The following is a 22548-nucleotide window of genomic DNA, read 5'->3' as shown; positions in this document are numbered from 1 at the left end:
CGGCGAGTTGTTATTCTGCTTAGTCGCTGACAGGAACCGATGTATGTCTCAATCTTCCCAGCCCCTCGATGCCAAAGTGCTGCAACAGGCCAGCGCCTGGGCTACTCATGATGCTATCTGGTTATGTACTGTGTTACATACTTGGGGATCATCGCCACGTTCTCCAGGTTCACTGCTGGTGGCGCGGCATGATGGCCAATATTGTGGCTCTTTGTCTGGCGGCTGTGTAGAAGACCATTTCTTGACCCAAATCGCTGCGGGGCGCTGGACCGAACCCAGCCAGGTAGTGCGTTATGGTGACGGAGAGCTAGCGCCAGAAGTGCGCTTGCCCTGTGGTGGTATTCTGGATGTGCTGGTCGAATACTTACCCGTCGGAACACAAACCGTTGACTATCTGCACCAACAACTGCAAGCGGTGCAAGGTTATCAGGCGCTGGTCAAAAAGCTCACGTTGCCCAATGCCTGCCACAGTATTGTCCCCAGTGATTACTCCGGTAACACCGTCATCAGTTGTCAGTATCCTGACATCGATATCCATATGGCGGCGGCCCCCTGCCTGTTGCTGGCAGGCTATTCACCAGTTGCTCATTACTGTGCTGAATTTGGTTATGCGCTGGGATTTGAAGTGTTGTTGTGTGAACCACGCGCTGAGCAGTTACAGAAACTGGAAACAGAACTGCCACAAGGTGCGCGGCTTTTGCCGACGTTTCCTGCCAAGTATCTGGAAGAAAATGGCTGTCATGCCAACACTGCTATCGTGGCGTTAACCCATGATCCGCGCCTGGATGATCTGACCATGATGGAAGCGGTTAATACGCCAGCATTTTATATTGGTGCAATGGGCTCTGCGCGCAACTCGGGAAAACGGCGCGAGCGACTGATCCGCATTGGCGAACTCAGTGACGCCGAACTGGCACGGATCCATGCCCCTATCGGACTGGCGCTCGGCAGTAAGACACCAGCGGAAATCGCTTTAGCGATTATGGCCGACATTGTGCGGGTGAAGAATCTTGGTCACCTGACACCCGCCCCTGTGGTTCAGGGCACCTTGGACACGCTGGAAAGTATCAGCGAAGACGCTGCCAGCTGCGCCATTTAATTGTTTTACCGATTAAGGACGTGGCAGATCCGCGTCCTTAATCACCCCCGCATGTCCGGGAAGTAACTGCAAGTATTGCGGCAACAGTAATTGTCGTGCGCCCTGATCACCCCGCAGTACCGATAACCCGGCAAAATAGGCTCGCCCAAATCCCACCGGATGCCCCGGAATATCCCGCCACATCAATCGTGCCTGAGCATTGTCATTCACCAGCGCGGCTGCAACCTTCAGATAATCATCTGCCGAGAGCCACGCCATATCCGCCGGCGCGACCAGCCAACCACGCCAATTCGCTGTAGCCTGCACACCAGCGGCAATGGAATCACCGCTGCCGCCGCTTTCCAATAAGGTCACCGTTGCACCAAATTGTTGGGCGAGATCAACAATCGCCTCAGACTGTGGCCTAGTCACCAGATGCAGTGGCAAACCAGAAGCTGCCGCCTGTGCCAGCGTCAGTGCCAGTAAAGGACGCTGCTGACCTGCCGCATCGGCATAAGGTGCCAGCAGTTTATTGCCAACGCCGCCGGCCGCCTTGAATCGCTGTCCCTTACCCGCAGCCAGCAGCAAAATGCCCAGAGGATCTACCATTTCTGTGACTCAGTTAATTCCTTGAAGATTAGCGGTATCTTCGCTGGTTGTAGCTGAACTTTAAAGCCTTTGATAGCACGCCAATCAGGTTAATCACGCAATTACGGCAAAATTTTCCACGTCTGTTGTAAGAAATTCCGCGGTAGTCACGACAGAAGAATGTGACCACCGAGTACAGGCAAAGACTGCCACTCGGTGGCAAGCAACACACGTCTGCGAGTTGTCGGTGTGTACCAGCCCCATTCAACGAGAGGAAAGACCCATGAATCAGTTAAAAGTATCTACTATGGCACTGGCACTGACCGGCTTAACCGCAGCAACTGTTGCCCCCCAGGCGCTGGCGAATCCATTTGCCATGACCCAACTTAGTAGTGGCTATCAGCTCGTCGCGGCTGAAGGTAATTGCGGGGCCAAGAAAACGGAAGAGGCCAGCTGCGGTGCTAATAAAAAGCTGCAAGAAGCCACCAAAGTGCCACAGCAAAAAATGAAACAGGAAGGAAAATGTGGCGAAGGTAAGTGTGGTGCGGAGCAGAAAATGAAACAGGAAGCGACCTGTGGTACCAACAAAAAAATGCCCGAAAAAACCAAACCTGAGAAAGAGGAAAAGCCTGCCGATCCAAAGACAACCGTGTGAACCGGTAGCAGCGGTTAATCGACAATGGCGAGTGGCTTGTCGCTCGCCAATTCACTTTATCGCAGAGGAGCGCAGATGATGCAAATGCCGCAAGGTGCCGGACTTGGTCTGAGACGACAACTGCTGGATGAAGTATTAACCACATCACCCACTGAAGTGGATTTCTGGGAACTAGCACCGGAAAACTGGTTAGGACTGAGGGGGCGCTACGCCAAGCAACTGGCGCGGGTCAGCGAACGTTACCCGTTAATCTGCCATGGACTGTCGCTGTCGATTGGCGGCCCAGACCCGCTGGATATGGAATTACTGGCATCAATCAAACGCTTTATGCAGCAGAATGAAATCAGCATTTACTCGGAACATCTAAGTTACTGCAGTGCCGATGGTCACCTGTACGATCTGTTGCCGATCCCCTTTACCCCAGCAGCAGTGACTTATGTGGTGACACGGATTCAGCAAGTACAGGATTATCTCCGACAACCGTTGATCCTGGAAAATGCCTCCTATTACCTGGCACCCGGTGCCGAAATGACCGAACTGGAGTTTTTGCTGCAAGTACAACAACGTTCCGGTTGTCAATTACTGCTCGACGTTAATAACACCTATGTTAACGCCTGCAACCACGACTACGATCCATTGGCGTTTATTCAAGCGCTGCCCAGCGCCGCGATCAGCTACCTGCACATGGCCGGTCACTTCCGCGAAGACGATGGCTTGCTGATTGATACACATGGTGCCAGCGTTATTGATCCCGTGTGGTGCCTGTTACAACAGACGTATGCCATTCACGGAGTCAAACCCACATTGCTGGAGCGGGATTTTAATATTCCGCCATTAACACAATTACTAACAGAGTTAGCCCAGATAACGACCTATCAGCACGAGGTTGAGGAGGTTCGCGATGCCAGTTAACCGCGACTTTCGTGAACAGCAGTACCAGTTTGCCGCACAACTGCGCCAACCAGAGATGCCGGTGGCTGACGGACTCAATCCGCGACGGTTACAGGTATATCGTGAGCTGGTGGCGAACAATATCAGTAGTTTTATCAACAACACATTCCCACTGAGTCGTAAGTTAACCGGGGAGTTATGGCAGCCGTTACTCATGGAGTTTATTGCGCGACACCATTGTAGCAGTCCGCTGTTTCTGGATATTCCGGCAACTTTTGTCAGTTATATCCAACAGCACTATCCGCAGGGACTGACAGACAAACCGTTTCTGCCGGAACTCTTGCACTACGAATGGCTGGAACTGGCGGTAGCCACTTGTGAAGCTGCGCCGCTTCACAAGTGGCGTGGTGCGCTAACAGCGCCGGTATATTTGAGCGCGACGGCGATTGCGGTAAATTACACGTTTCCAGTGCAGCTGATTGGTGAGGCATATCAACCGCTACACGCACCGGCAGCCCCCACCAGCTTATTGCTCTATCGTGATGCGAATGATGATGTCACCTTTATGAGCATCACCCCCCTGCTTTGCCAGGCATTACATATTCTCGGCAGCCATCCGGGAGCCAATACTGAACAGTGGCTGCTGGAAATCGCTGCCCATTATCCTGAGTGGCCTAAGGCCCAATTGCAACGGGGACTACTCGCGTTACTCCCTGAATTGTCAGAGCGAGGCATCATCGGTCAGTGACCTTGTCCATCAAGGCGATGATGACCGTTGGCGCGCTATTAACAGGAGGTTCAGATGCCAATCTTGCTTCGAGGTTATCGACACCTGACCACGTTATCACAACGGGTAAGTCAGCTGGATTTCTTGGGACAGCTGCTGTTACGTCTATATCTGGCGCCGATATTTATCCTGGCAGGTTGGGGAAAGCTCGCGGCACTTGAAGATACCGCCTATTATTTTAGTGAATACTTGAATATGCCGGCGCCGATGCTGATGGCAATTCTGGCAGGTTCCGTTGAGTTAATCGGTGGAATATCGCTGTTGCTGGGTATCGGTGTCCGGCTCTTTTCTATGCCGCTGATGATCACTATGGTGGTCGCTGCGGTTACCGCACATTGGGAGAACGGCTGGCATGTATTGCCGGAAACCACGCTTACAGTGCCCTGGGAATGGCGAGAAGATCTGTTGTAACAGGCGGCGGTGCACAAACAACAGGTGATCGCTTTAGTGTAGCAGCAAGGAAATTATGCACAACTCACTGAAGTCGGAAGTATCACTATCCTGAAAAATGGTATTGAATTTACCGCCACTTACTTTGTGATGTTGTTAATGCTGCTTTTCTATGGCGCAGGCCGTTATATCAGTATCGATTTCTGGCTCAACCGCGCGCTTACCCCTACTTACCATCGGTCCGACGACCGCTCGCATATTGCCGTGAAAGATCACGTAACACATTGACATGTTTCCCGAAATTACGGCAACCTGCGCAAAACATTAAATGTAACCGTAACGCTAACCGCTCGCCTAAGGATAGCTCTCGCTCCTGCGCCTCAGACAACAAACGCGCAGCTTCACGACAGTTCAGTATCATAGCGCCTCCTGAAACCACTTAATCTCCAGACATTCCCGCAACCTTAAGCGCGCCCGATACAACATGACGTAGAGGTTGCTAAGGCTGATGTCATGGAGCTGACAGATTTCCTCTGAATCCAACTCAATAAACTCGCGCATCATAAAGAGCCGCGCTTGTGCTTCCGGCAGGTTCTCCAGACAAGCCTCAAAGATCTGCCAGAAATTTTCATCCACGGCTGACTGCTGGGGTGATTGCCAGTGTTGCGGTTGCTCGCCGGCGTTCCAGTGACCGCGGCTGTCAAATAACAGCTGTTCCAGCATCGTTTCAGTCTCGTCGAGTTCACTAAAGTCTAACTGTCGCTGCCGTTGTCGCAGCACATCGGCAATCTTGTGTTTGAGAATGCCAAAAACCCAACTTTTCAGCGCCGAGCGATGCCGAAAATCGCCGATATTTTTTATCGCGCCAATCAAGGCTTCCTGCACCGCATCTTCCGCCAGATGCTCATCGCGCAGCTGCAAACAGGCAAATTTCAGCATCTGTTGTCTAAGTTGACTCATATATGCATCATCAACAATCGTCTGGAGTTCTGGGGCCACAATATCCTTCCGGTTGTATTACTCGATTAGTCGTTGTTAAGGGTAACTTACTTACAACAGTTCTGCTTAATCACCCAAAAATTTGTTTCAGTTCACAAAATTTCCGCAAGCTGGACAGCAAATGCAATAAGTTGCATCATAATTGATAATAATTATCATTTGTGATTATACAAGCGAGGATGATGATGGCGAGACAAATCCATATCGCAATCAGTGACACCAAATTGGCAGAGCTGATAATGGCTGGGCATCTTTGTGCGGCAGATTTACAGTGTCTGGATCGGGAATCCAAACAAGCGTTATGGCAACTGTGTTTATGGAGTTGTGCTAAACGTAACAAATGCCGCCATTGCCTGAAAAAGTGTGGCATGGCGGCACAGTTACCCGAGGTTGTCACCGCGCTATTCGAGAGCACGGCGAACAGTGACAACCAGTAAAACATCGATAGTAATCACCGGTTACAGCAGCTGACTCACAGTCTACCGAATGGGTCATCAATAGAAGTGCTAGGCAGGGTAAACCACTCAGGGCCTTGCTCACCCATATAAAAGTGATCTTCCAGACGCACGCCAAATTCCCCAGGCACGACTATCATGGGTTCATTAGAAAACACCATGCCAGTTTCCAGCGGGATGGTGTTGCCACGCACCAGGTAAGGCTGCTCATGAATATCCAGCCCCAGACCATGACCGGTCCGATGTGGCAGCCCCGGCAAACAGTAATCTGGGCCTAAACCATCCTGTTGCAAAGAAGTGCGCGCCGCATCATCTACCGCCCCACAGGGCAGTCCCAGTTTTGCTGCCGCAAATGCGGCGAATTGTGCGTTCTGTTCGGCCTGCCAAATCTGCCGTTGCCGTGCCGTCGCTTCACCGAACACATAACTGCGGGTAATGTCGGAATGATATCCCTGCAAACGACAGCCAGTGTCAATCAGCACCATATCACCGGCTTTAAGGATCTGTGGATCTTTAACGCCATGCGGGAATGAAGTGGCTTTGCCAAACAGCACAATGCAGAAATAGGAACCCGAGGCGCCCACTTTGCGATGAGCAGCTTCAATAAACTGCTCTACCTCGGTGGTGCTGATGCCTTCATGCAAAATACTGGCGGCGGCTTTATGCACTTCCAGTGTCATCGCCATGGCTTGTTTGATTAAAGCAATCTCGGCCGCAGACTTATGCATACGGCAATGGGCAGTCACCACACCGCCATTAATCAGACTAAGGCCACCAGCGACTTTAGCAATACCGTCAGCCATAAAGAAGGCAGTGGACTCATCCAACGCTAACTTGCCGGAAACAATCCCCTGCTTGGCCAGTACTCGCACCAGTAATTCATAAGGACTTTCATGCTCTTCCCAACCGAAGATGTCACCCGCAAATACCTGTCGTTCACGGATAGTATCGATTTCAAACGCGGGAGCCAGATACAGTAAATCGCCCTTTGCGGGCAAAATTGCGCCCATCAGCCGTTCACTGGTGCCCCACTCCAGCGCCGTAAAGTAGCGCAGATTGGTGCCGGCATTAAGGTAAAGCGCGGCAATATCGTGTTGCTGCATATACAATTGCGCTTTGTACATTCGCGCCTGATATTCATCACGGCTGATTGCCACTGCATCTGCGGTCATGTTGCTGAGCGCGGCCAATGCCTGTTCGCGGGTTTTGCCGCCAATGCCATTGTCTGACATGAATTCTCCTTGCCTGTACGCAGGCATTAATAACAAAGGCGGTCACCAGCAGTAACCGGTAACCGCCATCAGGGCTGTCATGTTATCTTGGCGACAGCCGGGTTAAATTACCGAGCATTTGGGGTTGAGACCACTAAACAATGCCCATTATGCAGCAGACAGCTAGGCACCAATAGCATCAGTTAGCCACGATTGTCTTCCAGCACGCATTGGAAATCAGCAACACGTCATCACACAGTTTGCAACACTATCACTTGCGCCGTCAGTAGCAATGGGCGGTCAGTTACCGTAATCTTTTGCCAACTATGACAGCCACACAATGAGATGGCTGAGAGTGCCAGCAACGCCAATCTGCCTCGCCAACCCCGGCATCGGCTAACTTGCCAATAACGGTGGCACATCTTGGCTGGTTGATGTCACCCAACAACAAAGATTCTAATTTTGGTTTTCATAGCGTATACGATAGATACATTTTTTATTTAACACCCAAGGAGAAGGAACGTGCCGAAATTTGCCGTGGGCTCCCGTGCGATGTTACTGGCGGCCTGTGCACTGTTGCAGCCGGTATACACCGCCGTGGCCGCTGATGCCAACCAACAATTTGAAAAAATTTATTCCACCGAATGGCAATGGCGCCAAAATCAGAACAGCGTCGATGAAGACAGTGATCTGGATACCGTCCCTTCTTCGTTACCGGATGTCAGCTTCAACACACAACAAGCCCACTTGAAATACTGGCAGCAGGTCGAACAGCAGCTCACCAAGCTCGATAGCAGCAAACTGTCCGCGGCCAATAAAATCAATCTGGCTGTTTATAAAGAGCAAATTGGCTCGTTAATGTCTGACATTGAAAACAAAGTCTATGAACGACCGCTATCTGGTGACACCTCATTCTGGGGCGATCTCACCTATATGACGGATCAGACCTTTCATAACGAAGCAGATTATCGTCACTATCTGCAGTGGTTAGCTGACATGCCACGCTACTTCCAGCAAAACATTGATAATATGCGCGCCGGTTTACAGCGTGGCTTTACCCTGCCGCAAATTACCTTGCAGGGCCGTGATGCCACCGCAGAATCCGTTGCCACTGCCACACCGGCAGACAACGTGTTTTTCAAACCTTTTACCAAAATGCCCGACACAATACCGGCAGAGGTGCAGACCCAACTGCAGGCCGCAGGCCTCAAAGCCATGAGCGATTATGTGATCCCGGCGCACCAACAAGTGCTGAGCTTTCTGCGTCAGGAATACATCCCAGGAGCGGTAAAATCCTTGGCAGCCTACGACCTGCCTGATGGCAAAGCCTTTTATAAATCCCAGATTGAGAAATACACCACACTGGATTTAACTGCCGATGAGATCCACCAGATAGGTCTGGATGAAGTCGCCCAGATCCGTGAGCGGATGCATCAGGTCATGCAACAGGTGGGTTTTAAAGGCGACCTGAAAGCCTTTCTGGATTTCCTGCGCACCGACCCGCAATTTTATGTCAAAACTCCGCAAGCGCTGCTGGATCGCGCCGCCTGGATTGCCAAGGAATTTGACGCAGTCGCTGGCGACTGGTTTGGCCGGCTGCCACGCCGTCGCTTTGCAATTGTGCCAGTTCCGGATGACTTAGCCCCCTTCTACACTGGCGGTCGTGGGGGCCCAGGGATCTATCTGGTTAACACTTACAATCTGCCATCGCGGCCGTTGTACTCACTGCCAGCGCTGACGCTACATGAATCTGCGCCCGGACATGCGTTCCAGATGCCACTGGCGGCTGAGAACAAAGCCCTGCCGGAGTTTCGCCGCAACTATTATATTTCTGCCTATGGTGAAGGCTGGGCACTTTACTGTGAAAAACTGGGTGAAGAGATGGGCATCTACCACACGCCATACGAAATTTTCGGCATGTTGAGCTACCAGATGTGGCGAGCAGCAAGACTGGTCGTGGATACCGGGATCCACGCCAAAGGCTGGACACGCAAGCAGGCCCAAGACTTTATGCTGGATAATACGGCACTGTCAGTACATGAAGTCACTACCGAAGTTGACCGTTATATTGCATGGCCAGGGCAGGCACTGTCTTATTATCTCGGTGAAATGGATATTGAAAAAAATCGCGCCAAAGCAGCAACTGCGCTGGGCAGCAAGTTTGATATCCGCAATTTCCACGATACCGTGCTGCAACTTGGCTCAGTCCCTATGAAAGTGCTAGATGCGCGTATTGATCAGTTCATTAACGATGGCGGCCCATCACCGTATCAGGATGATTAATTAACACGCGTTACCGTGAAGCCAGCTCAGGGCAGGATGCCTAATATCGTAAAGGACATGGATGTCCACAAACCGCCGCCTCGTCTTTTACCTTGTTCAGAGACTCGTGGCAATACAGAAGAGAGCAATGAAGTTATAAGCTTTTGCTGTACAACACATCCTTGTCACAATTGAGCTATGGGAGTGGCAAATCCCAGATATTTGCAACTATCAGTTAGCCTAATGCTTGCAAGACGGCATAGCGACAATGATATAAGCAATATTAAATGGTTCAGATATGCGGTTGGCAGGATTTCTAATAGCGATGACTCGCACCTCAGAATTTATCTCACTGCGTTATATGTCCAAAGCGACCACTTTTTGATGGTCGCCTTGGGTACATATCGCTCTAAATAATTCCAGATACTGAGATTTTTGGAGTATGACGCATGACCAATCTTACAAAGGACTTACAAAGGATTTTCAGAAGCTATTTCCGCATGAGGTGCAACGCAGTTAAAGCCTGTGGATTTTCCCTACAGATACCCTGATATCTTTAGGGACTCAATATCACTAGTCTAGCCAAACAACAATGCATTGACGCCACCCGCGGCTAACCACATAGCCAGCATGTAACGCCAGTTTTGCCGCAAAATAGTGCGGCTGCTGGCGTTATAGCGACTCACCATGGATAAGCCCACCCCTGACAGCGGACTTACGGCAGTGGCAGTACCCCAGACGGAGAGATAGAGGAAAGCCAGCTGATTCATGTTGCTCACCAACGGCAGCAGCAATGGCGCCACCAGCGACACACTGACCACCGGATGCACCCCGATGAGTGCCGCTAAAATCATAATGGCACTGATACCCCAGAATAATGTCGGGGTCAGATGCGTGGCGGAAAAACTAAATAGTTCAGGATAACAAGTGATAATCGCTGCCACCCCGGTGGAGAAGACCCCTGCGGCAAGGAACAACGAGAACTGACTAGCGACACCCGCCAGACGCTGTTCTACATAATTGACTAACACTTGGCGGCGAGGTCTGCCGCGTAAAAACAGCACAGCTCCCACCGGCGCCACAACGCTGATGATCGTCAGAATATTGATCTGTTCGTACAAACTGTGCAGCGTCAATACCACCACAGCCAATAATCCGGGGATCACCAGGCTGTCGCGTTTCAAGGGATAACCCCGAAAGGTCTGCAGATTGCCACGGCTGGCTTCGAAGTATGTGAGTGCAAACATCAGACCCGCCATAATCACCCCAGGCAGAAACGTAGAGGTCCACTGCGCACCTGGGGCATAAGTCATCGCGACCCCAAAGGCGACAAAGAATGGTGACCAATAAGCGCCAGCACAGAAGCCACGCATCAATACGCGGATCTGCTCATCGGTCAACGGACTCTTGCGTACCAAACGATCACCGACAACAAAGATAATCGACAAGTTAATCGCTGCGCCCAATAGATGACAGGACAGAATCGTCGACCAAAAACCCTTGTTGCCCGTCGGCTGTGATTGATCTTCCTGCTCAGGATTGGTCAGCGCCAGAAAGGACACGGCGACAAACATCGACAACAACGGCAGGTTGCGGGTAGTAGCATTAAAAATATCCAGGCCAACCCCATGCGCCAAGCCCCAGATCAGCATCGCCACTCCGGCAATAAACAAAATAGCAGACTGCTTACGCGCAGAGCGGCTCAGCACATTCCAGCAATAGCCAATCGCCAACCAAGCCGCCAGTGCCGGTAGATAAGGAGGCCAACCTAAAGCCAGTACCAACAGATACAAACCCCAGGTAGCCAATATGAGCCAGCCAGCCAATTGACTATGGGATAAATGAGATGACAGCGATGACATGAACCTTCCTGAAACCCGGACTGCGCTGGCCTGGCCCCGCTACCAGTCCAAAAACGCGGGAATTGGCCCATTGTAACAGGTTTACCCCAGTGAATAATGGGCATCAGCGCAACAATTATGACCTTCTCGCGATTGGCAGAGCACAATCTTTGGTAGCAACAATGGGGGTTATGCGTTATTGCAGTTTCGCTAAAAATCGCGTTTTGCATGCGGCTGGACTTGTGTATTTTCAGATGACCTCACGCCAAATTTTCCGACGTAAAAACCTATAACCATCGAATAACTACCACACAATCGCTCATTTACAATTTTTTTATTGTATTAAAACGCTATTTTGTTAAGAATACGGATGATAACGATTATCATTAATATTTAAAATGGAGTAATTAATGACTCGTCTAGTCCCAACCTCTATCTCAGTGGCAAGCGCACTCACTATTGCGCTGTGTGCATCTATGGCCACTGCGGCAGAAGATCATACAGAAAGTCAAAGTGTAATTGATCAAACAACGAGTAGCACAACCAGCAGTGACAGTGACAATGAAAACAACAAGCATCACGGCCACAAGGGCAAAAAGCATCAAAAAGATGCTAAGCAGAAAATTGAAAAAATCACCGTCATTGGCACTGCAGAACAGCAGATAAAGCAATCACTGGGTGTATCAATTATCACTGCGGATGACCTGGAACGCCGACCTCCGGCCAACGATTTGTCCGAACTGATCCGCAAAATGCCCGGAGTTAACCTCACCGGTAATAGCGCCTCGGGGCAATATGGTAACAACCGCCAAATCGATTTGCGTGGTATGGGGCCAGAAAATACGCTGATCCTTGTCGACGGTAAGCCTGTGTCATCGCGCAGTTCCGTGCGCATGGGCAAGTCAGGAGAGCGTAACAGTCGCGGCGACTCCAATTGGGTGCCAGCGGAAGCGGTCGAAAGCATTGAAGTCCTGCGTGGCCCAGCGGCGGCTCGCTACGGTTCCGGCGCATCGGGAGGCGTAGTGAACATCATCACCAAAGCGCCCACAAAAACCTGGAAGGGATCGGTTAATCTTTATACCAGCCAGCCCGAAGATGACCTTGAGGGCAGCAGTGAGCGCGCTGGATTCAATCTCTCCGGTGGCGTAACCGACAATCTGTCATTTCGGACTTACGGCAATATCAATAAAACTGATGCCGACAGTCCGCTGTTAAACGCTAAATACGCCACCAGCGATACCGCCACCGCCCCCGCGGGCCGAGAAGGTGTACGCAATAAAGATATCAGCGGCTTACTCCGCTGGGATGCCAACAAACAACAAGTTGTTGAATTTGAGGCATCGTATAGCCGTCAGGGCAATATCTACTCCGGTGACCGTGCGGTAAATAGCAATGGCTCCACAACCTTGACCGACCTTGCGAATGAAGGGGCTGAAACTAATGTTATGTATCGCAGTAGCGGTGCGATTAGCCATCGCGGTAGCTGGGATTGGGGTGATACCAACCTCAGCATCTCATACGAAAATACCCGCAACTACCGAATGAATGAAGGTTTAGTTGGCGGCGTCGAAGGCAGCATTAACGACAGTGGCTGGTCCACCTCAACTTATGAAACCTTACTGTTAACTGGAAGCGCGAGTGTGCCGTTTAAACGATGGCACCGTGCCCACAACACTACCGTTGGGTTCGAAATCGGTAAGGATAAGTTAGATGACCCTTATTCTACATCGCAAACTACCTCCGGAGGCGGCAGCATCGAGGGGATCAGCGATAGCGATCGGGATGGCAAGTCTGAAGCAAAATACCAGGCGCTTTATGCTGAAGATAACATTGAATTGACCCATAAATGGATGCTGACGGCGGGGCTGCGATTAGATCACTATGATCAGTTTGGCAATAACTGGAGCCCTTATCTCAGTAGTGCTTACGAGCTAACTGACGACCTGACACTCCGAGTTGGCATTGCCAAGGCATTTAAGGCACCCAATCTGTATCAATCTAATCCCAATTATCTGTACTACACCCGTGGCACTGGCTGCCCGAACGATTATCCGAGTCAAGGTAGCGGCTGCTACATCTTAGGTAATGATAATCTGGCACAGGAAACCAGCATCAATAAAGAGTTGGGACTGCAATACCAGTATGTAGGCTGGAATGTCAGTGTCACCTATTTTCGTAATGATTATGACAACAAAATTGTTTCCGGAATGGTGCCTTATGGTGAGACAGAATCCGGCGCATATCTATTGCAGTGGACCAATGCCTCCAAGGCCATTGTGGAAGGGGTGGAAGGAAACCTGAAAGTACCGCTAATTGGGGAACATGGTGCAACCCTGAGCTGGAATACCAATGTGACATATATGAATAAAAACCGGAATGAAGATACCGGTCAACCACTGTCTGTCATCCCGCGCTACACCATTAACTCCATGCTCGACTGGGAAGCGACGGATGATCTGACGTTGTCATTCACCTGGACGCGCTACGGAAAGCAAAAGCCACAAACGATTACCTTCACCGGAGCAGCCGCTGAAGGCGACTATCTGCGAGAGCGAGACCCATACAGCTTGCTCAGTTTGGGAGGCAACTATCGCCTTAACGATTCATGGCGCTTTGGCTTTGGTATCAATAACCTGACTGACCGCCGTCTATTCCGAGAATCGACCGGGGCATCAGAGGGGGCGAATACCTACAACGAACCGGGGCGGGCTTACTATGCCTCGGCGACATATTCCTTTTAATTTGTAGCAGTGAATTAGCACTTGATGCTGACCGCACTCCGTGGAGTGCGGTTTGCTAAACGTAGAAAATTTCTAATAAATTATTAATTAATTATGAGAAGATGCCATGTCCACATCCGCCATATCTCATCAAGGAAGCATTGACCGGACTCCTTGGCTGAACATTAGTTTACGCTGCTTGCTTGCAGGCCCAGGCGGCTATGCCGTTGCCAGTATTATTGGCATGTTGATAGCAAAAACCTTCCCCATGACCAGTGCTGACGCCACGATGAGCGCTTTGATGCTTGGATTTATTGTGCAGCTATTAGCCGTCATTTATGCGTTCCAGGCCCGCACCATCATGCGTGCCACACTCGGTCTGGCAGTTCCGTCTGCCATTGCCGGCTTAATGTTGTGGTTATTACCGGTTGGAGGTGTAGCATGAACTTCGATCAACCACGTAGTCTTCGTAAATCAATGACTTGGGTGCATACCTGGACCGGCTTATTGATGGGCTGGCTACTGTTTGCGATTTTTGTCACAGGTACCTTGTCTTTTTATCGGCAAGAGCTCACCAACTGGATGCAGCCAGAAATCCAGCAGGCCTCAATTCATGATAATGGCTTAGGGCTGCAACGGGCATTGACACTGTTACAGCAACAGGCCCCAGCTGCAGAGCAGTGGAATATCGAACTACCGAACCCGCGTAACCCTATCTATACCATGCGCTGGAGTAATCCAGGTGAAGCACAAGATGGTCACAGCCATAATGGTGGTGGCGGTGAAAATGCTAAACAAACCGCTGACAACGCTGCAACAGCCCAAGGCACCAATAACCAGGACCATTCGCCGTTCACCCATCATCAGCGGCAAAAGGCCGATGCTGACGCTGCGTCTGCGAGGATAAAACCGGAAGGTTCCGCTTGGCACAATAGGCCGGAGCGCCGCGACAGCGATGCGGAACAACCTCGACCTTCGAGTGACAATTACTGGCAACACGCTGAAAAAAATCACGATACCGAAACTGATAGCAACATGCAGCAGCCAAATGCTGAGCACAGCGCTTTTCGCAGCAACAATCTAAACACAGCGGCGTTTACTGAGCGAGAAAACACCGCAAGGGCTACGAACCGCCAGGCTGAGGGAAACAGCGTGGCTAGTGAGCAACAACGACATCAGGCCAATGGGGCTAGAGGTATGCACCAGCTGCTGATGGATCCTGCGACGGGCAACCAGCTCCATGCTCGGGAAACTGCTGGCGGCAACTTTCTCTATCAATTCCATTATCAACTTTACGGCATGCCACGGGGCCTTGGCCGCACTATTGTAGGTATTGCCACACTGTTTATGTTTGTGGCCATCATCACTGGAGTCATTATTCATCGTAATATCTTCAAAGACTTTTTCTCATTTAGACCCGCTAAAGGCCAGCGTTCCTGGCTCGATGGTCATGCTGCCAGCAGTGTTGCAGCGCTGCCATTTCACCTGATCTTCACGTTCTCAGGATTATTGTTGGTAGCGGGGCAATTGCTACCGATGGTGGCAGGTGCCAACTATGACGGTGATATCGGCAGTTTTATGCGTGACATTCGCGGAAAACGACCCGATGCCGGATTTGTGGCACCTGCCGCTCAAGCACCGTTGCCGAATCTAAGTGAAATCCTCGCCGATGCGCGCAATCGCAGTCCGGAAGGGATCAGCAGTGTCACCATTAATAATCCTGGGAAAGTCGATGTAAATGTTGCGGTGACAACCTTGAAGGGTGAGCTGTTTGGTGGTCGCAGCAGCCTGCAGACGCTGAACTATAATGGCATCTCCGGCGAGTTGTTGACCGGGACGTCGCAGTCCCACTCCAATTCAGCGTTCATCTGGCGCTTTATGACGGCAACACACATGGGATTATTTGCCAATCCGTTAGTGCGGGGCTTGTTGTTTTTAAGCGGTGTTTTAGGTTGTCTGATGATAGCCTCTGGCTTAGCCATGTGGCTGGTAGCAAGGGAAAAAACTCAACAACAATTGGGTTATTTACCCACAGGCCATCGACTGGTGCAAAGGCTCAATGTCGCCGCAGTCGCTGGCTTAATACTCGCACTCGGCGGGTATTTTTGGGCCAATCGGCTAGTGCCCGCGGCAATGGATGGCCGTCAACAACTGGAGATCTATAGCTTTTTTGGTGTGTGGCTACTGGCATTCATCCACGCGTTTATTCGCCCCTATGGTGCAGCCTGGAAAGAACAGCTATGGCTGGCGGGCGTGTTATTGGCAGCAATGCCAGTGCTAAACGGCATCAGCGGTGGAGCCTTTATATGGCAGAGCATCTCTCGGGGGCAATATGCCGTTGCAGGCGTCGACCTTACGACATTGGGGCTTGGCATAGCACTATGCTATACCGCCAGTAAAATCCGCAGCCGTGCAATCGCTACGACAGATGAAAAAGATGCGCCGCTAACCCCCCATAACCAAGGAGTCTAAGATGTGGTTACTGTCATTTATGCTGGCATTACTGGGTTTTAATTTGCTCTGCATCTGTACCGGCCGTAACGCCTCAAAAGTGATTAGTCAAAGTCTGCATAAGGGGCATACACGTCTGCTGACAGCTGGTGGCTGGGGATTACTGCTGATTTCGCTGTGGCTGGGTCTGCAGCAAGGCGAGCCCACACTCGCATTTGTGGGCTGGGTTGTTACGCTCACCGCCGCATTAGCGACGGTGATTTTATTGCTGACTTATCGTCCCCAGATATTGGGTTTGGTAGTGTTGTCACTCAAGCATTAACTAATCACAACAGTGACTCATGGACGCGCATCATTGCTGCAATTGTCCATGAGTCACCCAAGTTTTAGGGCACACCGCGGTAGCCGTTATGTTGTTTTGCTCCACCGCGAGTTCCCAGCTATCGGGTCGCTAATCGAGGCAACGTTGTTAGCATTTTACTAGGATTTTGGGGCCAACATCTGCTCTGGCCGTACAGCTTGATTAAACGCCTCCTTGCTCAGGAATCCCAGTTGTGCCGCTGCTTGCTGCAAGCTGATATTGTCTGCCAAGGCTTTCTTGGCTACCTGCGCCGCTTTGTCATAACCGATAACTGGATTCAGCGCCGTTACCAGCATCAGACTATGATTGAGGTTATGCGCTAATTGCGCTTGGTTTGGCACAATTCCGACTAAACAGTGTTGCTGAAAGCTTGCCAGCGCGTCGGTCAGTAACTGTATGCTTTGCAGCACATTGTGGATGATGAGCGGCTTAAATACATTAAGCTGCAGATGCCCCTGCATGCCACCAGCGGTCACGGCGGCATCATTGCCGATTACCTGACAACATACCATCGACAGCGCTTCACACTGAGTTGGATTGACTTTCCCCGGCATGATGCTGGAGCCTGGCTCATTGGAAGGTAACCATAATTCATTAAGACCGCAGCGCGGACCGCTACCGAGCAGGCGGATATCATTAGCCAGTTTCATCGCGGCCACTGAAGTGGTTTTCAGCGCACCAGAGAGCTGAACCAGCGGTTCATGTGCCGCAAGTCCAAAAAATTTATTGTCCATTTCTCGTAGCGGCAACGCCAAGTTATCGCTGGCGTACTGCACCACTAACGCTGGAAACTGTGCATGGGTATTTAACCCGGTGCCGACCGCGGTGCCGCCGATGGGTAATGCCAACGTACCGTTAAGCGCTTGCTTAAGAACTGTTCTGGCAAACTGCAATTGTGCGGCAAACGCAGCAAACTCCTGCCCCAAGGTTAGCGGTGTTGCATCTTGCAAATGCGTGCGGCCAATTTTTATCAGCGACTGCCAGTCCGCGGCTTTTTGCTGAAGTTCCGCGATAATGTTACCCATCACCGGCATTAACTGATGTGCCAACGCATCACTCGCGGCCAAATGCATGGCGGTAGGAAAGGTGTCGTTACTGCTCTGGCCTTTGTTGACATGATCGTTAGGATGCACCGGCACTTTGCCGCCGCGCTGGCCAGTCAGAAGTTCATTGGCGCGCGCCGCCAACACTTCATTCAAGTTCATATTGGTCTGAGTACCACTGCCGGTCTGCCATACCACCAGCGGAAACTCTTGTGGCAGTTTCCCGGCAATGACTTCATCTGCCGCGGCAACGATCGCGTCGGCGAGCTCAGGCGTCAGCAGTGTCAGCTGCCGATTCGCCAATGCGGCACTTTTTTTCAAAATGGCGTAAGCGCGGATAAAAACTGGTGGAAAACTAAAGCGCTGGCCGCCACCAATGCCGAAGTTCTCAATGCTGCGTTGCGTCTGAGCGCCCCAATAATGCGCTGCTGGCACTGAGACTTTACCCATGCTGTCACTCTCTTCGCGCTGCGCCGCTGCGGCTGTTCTGCTGTTAGCTGTCATCGCTACCTCCTTGGTTATCTGCTGGCATGTTGAAAAGCTCATAAGTGACTTCACAAATACTCAAGTGCCACCTTAAAACAGTATAGAAAACGTCTGGTTACATAGTTTTCACCAGTAACCCAACTGTAACGAATATAAATACCAGTATGATACAGACCACAACATTCAGTGATTTGGGAAAAGGACTTCAGATGAAAAAGCTGTTATTTGCAATGTTGGTGGTCATCCTAGCCGGGGCTGCTGTGGTTGCCCCCAAAGTAATAGGCAACAATTACCAACAACAACTCCACAATATTGTTAATGAAATCAACAAGAATCCAGCCTACAAACTGGCGATTATCAGTACTGACAAACGTTGGTTCAGTCAGGACAGTGAATTACAATTACAGTTAGTGCTCGGGACCTACGGTCATACCCAGTTACCACAATTAACCACCGACATTCATGTGCATAGCAAATTTGGCCCGCTGTTGTTTGTCGATAGCGCCTTCATCGGCTGGTCATATTCCGAGGTACAGATCAGTGCTGGCAAATTACGGCAATGGCTGCAATGGGATGAAACAAGTCCGTTGTACCAAATGACGTTAGTCAACACTTTAGGCAATACCGTCTCGATCAAAGAAACGGTGCCGGCACTAACGTTTCATCTTCCTGATTCTGACGCAGTTATCAACTTTAGTGGCTACCAGTCACACGCGAGTTGTCAGGCAGACCATCTGCGCTATCAAGGAAAAGTTGCCAAGGTAGTCGTGTCCTCAACACAAGAGGCGGCGTTGAATGGTACGGCGAATGAGCTATTGGTGAATGCCAATTTACAAGGAGATCTTGCGACCTTGATAAGCGGGCGCTTTTACAATGGCAAATTCAGCATGACTCTGGCAAGCATTACCAGTATTCCGGCGACCTTAAAGGCGCTGGAACTGACTGCGGTAACAAAAGTAGATGAACAGAATGATACTGGCGATACCACGGTAAAATATGCGTTGGGCGAAATCACCCTACCCGATTACAAAGCGTCAGATCTGCAATTAACCCTGGAAGTGAATCATATCAGTCAGGCAGTTATGCAGGAATATCAAGAATTTGCTCATGAGCTGTTTAGTCAAGACTATTCAGAGAAAGAACAGGCCAATCAGTTACTCCTGTTTATAGCGCAAAAGGCTCCCGAATTATTGGCAAAACAACCCGAAATCAATATCACCGATATCAGTGGTCGGTTACCCGAAGGTAAATTCTCCGGCGTACTGAAAAGTACAGTGGAAGATGTCGCAAATGTCACTTTCCAGGATTTAACTCATCAGCAGTTCTGGCTGAAACATCTGAAAGCAGACTCTCAGGTGTCGATGGATGAAGGCGTTGCTAAAGAATTTTCGAAATGGGTCCTGACTGAGCAACTCGCTAAAAATCCGAGCGTCATGGCCGCCTCTGCCGCAGAACGTCAGCAGTTCCTAGACGAAAAATCTGCGCAAATACTGCAACAACTCGCAGCTGCGGGCTTTATCGTAAAACAGGGAAATGGATACAGTAGTCAATTATCACTGCAGCAAGGGATCGGGAATATTAATGGCAAATCGCTGCCATTAGTACCGTAGTCACTAGAAAAAAATCCCTGCTTCGGCAGGGATTTTTTTCTACACCGTTAAAAGCTGAATGCCAGATTGACGCCGACAAAACGCCCACCTTCAGCTTCATTTTTTACCACAGGTGCTAGCAGGTATTTATCTGTCACCAGACTACCTAACATTGCACCGACAGCAAATGCAGACGCATCCAGCAACGCTTCGCCGGCCGTATTGTCACCCACGGAATATTCACGAAACTCGGCTAAGGTGCTGACGGCGGTCGGCAACCAGAACCCGTTCCAACGGCGGTTTTGTTGTGGCAAATAATAGTGGCTCAGGGCAGTGATCGCGCCGGATGAGAGCACCCCACCCGAAAAATGCCCTAGTTCGCTGTTGAGACTATTATTGCCGTTAGCATACGCGCCGCCGGAGTTCAGACCAGAACTCAGCAGTAAAACTGCTGTGAATAATATCCTTTTCAACTCATTCTCCTTAGATACACCTTTATGACCATCCTGGTCAGTTAACCCACATAGGATGCGTTAATTTTAGCTCATTCGATGATGGCGGATAAAAAAATCCCCGCACTAAGACGGGGATTTTATTTGAATTTTTGGTTATTCCTGAGCTTTATAACGTTCAGCCAGGGCATTGGCGGCAATCATCGCCTGATAGACATCGTCCTCACTGAGTTCCATGGTCATATTGCCCATGGTGTCACCTTCGGCGCAGGCAATTTTGGCCACATTACGCCACTCGGCTTCAACGAAGGTTTTCAGCCCCATATCGGCCAGGGTCAGCGGTAAACCTGCCACCTTAATGATACGGATCACTTCATCAATTTCTGCTTTAGGTGCATTTTCCAACACCAGCTGAGTTAACAGACCAAATACCACTTTCTCGCCATGCTGAGCACGGTGCAGATCGGGGACTGCAGACATACCGTTATTGACTGCGTGAGCGCATGCCAGGCCACCCGCTTCCGCCCCGACACCACTCAGATAAATAGTGGCTTCAATGGTCTGTTCCAACGCTGGCGTGACAATCTTGTTCCTGACAGCATCCATGGCGGCTTCAACGTTTTCGCTCAGCAGCTCAAAACATAATTTGGCCAGACCCAAGCCGGTACGTGACGGCTTTTTCAACACCAAATTCACGCCGTCAGCGGCATAACAGGTACGGGCTTCAAAGTACGTGGCCAACGCATCGCCAACACCCGCCGCAAAGAAGCGAGCCGGAGCCGCACACAGAATGGAAGTATCGGCAATCACCGCATCAGGATTCTGTGGCAGGAACAGGTAACGTTCGAATTCGCCAGATTCCGTGTAGATTACCGCCAGCGCGGTACAAGGCGCATCGGTGGATGCGATTGTCGGATAAAGTACCACTGGCAGTTTATGGTAGTAAGCAACAGATTTAGCGGAGTCCAGGGTTTTACCGCCACCCACGCCCACAATCACGTTAGCACGTTGCTGTTCTGCCAAAGCACCGAGACGTTTGATCTCAGCTTCACTACATTCGTAATTAAATTTTTCGACAGCCGATTTAATGCCGGCGTCGGTCAAACTGCTGACCGCCTCATCTTTTACTCGATTCAGAATGAATTCATCGCTGATGATAAAAGCGTTATCACCGAAATCCTTAACATAGTCCTGCATTTGGCCAAGCAGACCTTTGCCGATGATAAACTTTTTAGGTGAGGTTACAGTGCGCGGGGTAATGGTCATATCTCCTCCGAGAGTCTAAATGTTGCGTCCCTTTATTTTGTGACACATATCATACTCTAATAAATTAATATCAGCTTAAATTTTAGCTAATTAAGCACAAAATAATTGTGGCAAAGTAACTTGCCGCCTGTGGCTTTACTCGCGTTAACCGCTTGTCTCAACTAGCATTAATGGCAGGAAGTGTTGCGGAGATTGGGCGATGACGGAAATTAAACAGCGATCGGTACTGATTACTGGCGGAGCTTCCGGGATTGGATTATTGATGGCCCAACACTTCGCCAAAGAAGGCGCCGCTAAAGTGGTCTTATGGGACATCAACGCCAAGGCATTGCAACAAGCCATGAGTTCATTGCGACACCACTTTGGGCAGGAACGGATCTGTGGTTGGCAAGTGGATATCAGCCAGTCAGCGCAGATGCGCGAAGCCCTGCAACAGATGCATGTCGCGGGTATCACGATTGATATCTTGGTCAACAATGCTGGCATCATTGTCGGCAAACAGTTTACTGACTATTCCGACGCCGAGATTGAACGCACTATGGCGGTCAACGCGATTGCGCCGATGCAACTTTGCCGGGCACTGCTGCCGCAGATGCGTACTGCAGGTAGCGGACATATCGTCAATATCGCATCGGCCGCAGCACTGGTGTCGAATCCTGGCATGTCGGTCTACTGTGCCAGTAAGTGGGCGGCGGTGGGCTGGTCTGATTCACTCAGGCTGGAAATGATGCAGCAGCATACCGGGATAAAAGTGACCACGGTGATGCCCTATTACATCAATACCGGCATGTTTGCCGGGGTGCAGTCCCGGCTATTACCGATCCTCAAACCCGATAAAGTCGCCAAACGCATCGTCAAGGCGATTCAGCGCGACAAGATTATCTTGAAGATGCCGCGCTTGCTGTATCTGTTGCCGCTGTTACAGGGACTGTTACCCCAACGCTGGTTTGACAAGGTAGTTGGCGATTGGCTCGGGATTTACCACACCATGGACACGTTCCGTGGACGCCAGCCCTGATAGGG

General features: G+C 50.6%; 21 protein-coding genes. 13 read left to right on the top strand and 8 right to left on the bottom strand.

All coding sequences use genetic code 11. From position 1 onward, the window contains the following. Positions 1 to 43 precede the first annotated feature (43 nt). Entirely contained in the window at positions 44 to 1099 is a 1056-nt protein-coding gene (locus tag KDN34_RS01835; protein WP_212595252.1) for an XdhC family protein, read from the top strand. 12 nt (positions 1100 to 1111) lie between these two features. On the opposite strand, the gene KDN34_RS01830 is transcribed toward KDN34_RS01835, so the two are convergent. Beyond that, a complete protein-coding gene (locus KDN34_RS01830) occupies positions 1112 to 1687 on the bottom strand; it encodes a nucleotidyltransferase family protein (protein WP_212595251.1) in 576 nt (191 codons plus the stop codon). Between the two features lie 262 nt (positions 1688 to 1949). On the opposite strand from KDN34_RS01830, the gene KDN34_RS01825 reads away from it, so the two are divergent. The 4 genes from KDN34_RS01825 to KDN34_RS01810 all read left to right on the top strand — a co-directional run bounded on the left by KDN34_RS01825 (position 1950) and on the right by KDN34_RS01810 (position 4410). Beyond that, a complete protein-coding gene (locus KDN34_RS01825) occupies positions 1950 to 2321 on the top strand; it encodes an HvfA family oxazolone/thioamide-modified RiPP metallophore (protein WP_212595250.1) in 372 nt (123 codons plus the stop codon). A gap of 78 nt (positions 2322 to 2399) precedes the next feature. Then, positions 2400 to 3233, top strand: coding sequence for an HvfB family MNIO-type RiPP peptide maturase (locus KDN34_RS01820; protein WP_212596482.1), 834 nt, complete (start codon positions 2400 to 2402; stop codon positions 3231 to 3233). Then, entirely contained in the window at positions 3223 to 3960 is a 738-nt protein-coding gene (locus KDN34_RS01815) for an HvfC family RiPP maturation protein (protein ID WP_212595249.1), read from the top strand. The genes KDN34_RS01820 and KDN34_RS01815 overlap by 11 nt, the downstream gene beginning before the upstream one ends. A gap of 54 nt (positions 3961 to 4014) precedes the next feature. Next, positions 4015 to 4410 carry an HvfX family Cu-binding RiPP maturation protein gene (locus tag KDN34_RS01810; protein WP_212595248.1) on the top strand — a complete coding sequence of 132 codons (396 nt, stop codon included), beginning with the start codon at positions 4015 to 4017 and terminating at the stop codon, positions 4408 to 4410. A gap of 205 nt (positions 4411 to 4615) precedes the next feature. Here the strand turns inward: KDN34_RS01810 and KDN34_RS01805 are convergent, their stop codons facing one another. Further along, entirely contained in the window at positions 4616 to 4810 is a 195-nt protein-coding gene (locus KDN34_RS01805) for a zf-HC2 domain-containing protein (protein WP_212595247.1), read from the bottom strand. After that, entirely contained in the window at positions 4807 to 5388 is a 582-nt protein-coding gene (locus KDN34_RS01800) for a sigma-70 family RNA polymerase sigma factor (protein ID WP_212595246.1), read from the bottom strand. The genes KDN34_RS01805 and KDN34_RS01800 overlap by 4 nt, the downstream gene beginning before the upstream one ends. A gap of 239 nt (positions 5389 to 5627) precedes the next feature. Between KDN34_RS01800 and KDN34_RS01795 the strand changes: the two genes are divergently transcribed. Continuing rightward, the gene (locus KDN34_RS01795) at positions 5628 to 5825 is read left to right on the top strand and encodes a hypothetical protein (RefSeq protein WP_212596717.1); all 198 of its coding nucleotides are present in this window, start codon (positions 5628 to 5630) and stop codon (positions 5823 to 5825) included. Between the two features lie 35 nt (positions 5826 to 5860). Here KDN34_RS01795 and KDN34_RS01790 read toward each other — a convergent pair whose 3' ends face one another. Continuing rightward, positions 5861 to 7075, bottom strand: coding sequence for a M24 family metallopeptidase (locus tag KDN34_RS01790; RefSeq protein ID WP_212595245.1), 1215 nt, complete (start codon positions 7073 to 7075; stop codon positions 5861 to 5863). Between the two features lie 501 nt (positions 7076 to 7576). Between KDN34_RS01790 and KDN34_RS01785 the strand changes: the two genes are divergently transcribed. Further along, the gene (locus KDN34_RS01785; RefSeq protein WP_212595244.1) at positions 7577 to 9337 is read left to right on the top strand and encodes a DUF885 domain-containing protein; all 1761 of its coding nucleotides are present in this window, start codon (positions 7577 to 7579) and stop codon (positions 9335 to 9337) included. A gap of 557 nt (positions 9338 to 9894) precedes the next feature. On the opposite strand, the gene KDN34_RS01780 is transcribed toward KDN34_RS01785, so the two are convergent. Beyond that, complete coding sequence (locus KDN34_RS01780) at positions 9895 to 11178, bottom strand: hypothetical protein (protein WP_212595243.1); 1284 nt, start codon at positions 11176 to 11178, stop codon at positions 9895 to 9897. A 389-nt stretch (positions 11179 to 11567) separates the two neighbouring features. Here KDN34_RS01780 and KDN34_RS01775 point away from each other — a divergent pair, with 389 nt between their 5' ends. The 4 genes from KDN34_RS01775 to KDN34_RS01760 all read left to right on the top strand — a co-directional run bounded on the left by KDN34_RS01775 (position 11568) and on the right by KDN34_RS01760 (position 16650). Then, positions 11568 to 13898, top strand: a complete 2331-nt coding sequence (locus KDN34_RS01775) for a TonB-dependent siderophore receptor (protein ID WP_212595242.1) — start codon at positions 11568 to 11570, stop codon at positions 13896 to 13898. A 106-nt stretch (positions 13899 to 14004) separates the two neighbouring features. Beyond that, on the top strand, positions 14005 to 14322 hold the full coding sequence (locus tag KDN34_RS01770; protein WP_212595241.1) for a hypothetical protein: 318 nt from the start codon (positions 14005 to 14007) through the stop codon (positions 14320 to 14322). Beyond that, positions 14319 to 16349, top strand: a complete 2031-nt coding sequence (locus tag KDN34_RS01765; protein WP_212595240.1) for a PepSY-associated TM helix domain-containing protein — start codon at positions 14319 to 14321, stop codon at positions 16347 to 16349. Before KDN34_RS01770 ends, KDN34_RS01765 begins: the two co-directional genes overlap by 4 nt. Before the next feature lies 1 nt (position 16350). Continuing rightward, on the top strand, positions 16351 to 16650 hold the full coding sequence (locus tag KDN34_RS01760) for a DUF3325 family protein (RefSeq protein WP_212595239.1): 300 nt from the start codon (positions 16351 to 16353) through the stop codon (positions 16648 to 16650). A gap of 158 nt (positions 16651 to 16808) precedes the next feature. Here KDN34_RS01760 and fumC read toward each other — a convergent pair whose 3' ends face one another. Further along, positions 16809 to 18236, bottom strand: coding sequence for a class II fumarate hydratase (gene fumC, locus KDN34_RS01755; RefSeq protein WP_212595238.1), 1428 nt, complete (start codon positions 18234 to 18236; stop codon positions 16809 to 16811). A gap of 191 nt (positions 18237 to 18427) precedes the next feature. Between fumC and KDN34_RS01750 the strand changes: the two genes are divergently transcribed. Continuing rightward, the gene (locus tag KDN34_RS01750) at positions 18428 to 19828 is read left to right on the top strand and encodes a YdgA family protein (protein WP_212595237.1); all 1401 of its coding nucleotides are present in this window, start codon (positions 18428 to 18430) and stop codon (positions 19826 to 19828) included. Positions 19829 to 19875: 47 nt separating this feature from the next. On the opposite strand, the gene KDN34_RS01745 is transcribed toward KDN34_RS01750, so the two are convergent. Next, positions 19876 to 20280 carry a hypothetical protein gene (locus KDN34_RS01745; protein ID WP_212595236.1) on the bottom strand — a complete coding sequence of 135 codons (405 nt, stop codon included), beginning with the start codon at positions 20278 to 20280 and terminating at the stop codon, positions 19876 to 19878. A 135-nt stretch (positions 20281 to 20415) separates the two neighbouring features. Then, positions 20416 to 21525 carry a glycerol dehydrogenase gene (locus KDN34_RS01740; protein WP_212595235.1) on the bottom strand — a complete coding sequence of 370 codons (1110 nt, stop codon included), beginning with the start codon at positions 21523 to 21525 and terminating at the stop codon, positions 20416 to 20418. 199 nt (positions 21526 to 21724) lie between these two features. On the opposite strand from KDN34_RS01740, the gene KDN34_RS01735 reads away from it, so the two are divergent. Next, a complete protein-coding gene (locus tag KDN34_RS01735) occupies positions 21725 to 22543 on the top strand; it encodes an SDR family oxidoreductase (protein WP_212595234.1) in 819 nt (272 codons plus the stop codon). Positions 22544 to 22548 lie beyond the last annotated feature (5 nt).

The organism is Shewanella yunxiaonensis (assembly GCF_018223345.1).
In the GTDB taxonomy this organism is placed as follows: domain Bacteria; phylum Pseudomonadota; class Gammaproteobacteria; order Enterobacterales; family Shewanellaceae; genus Shewanella; species Shewanella yunxiaonensis.
Note: the sequence above shows the minus strand (reverse complement) of the source record. Positions and strands in the feature narration are given on the sequence as shown.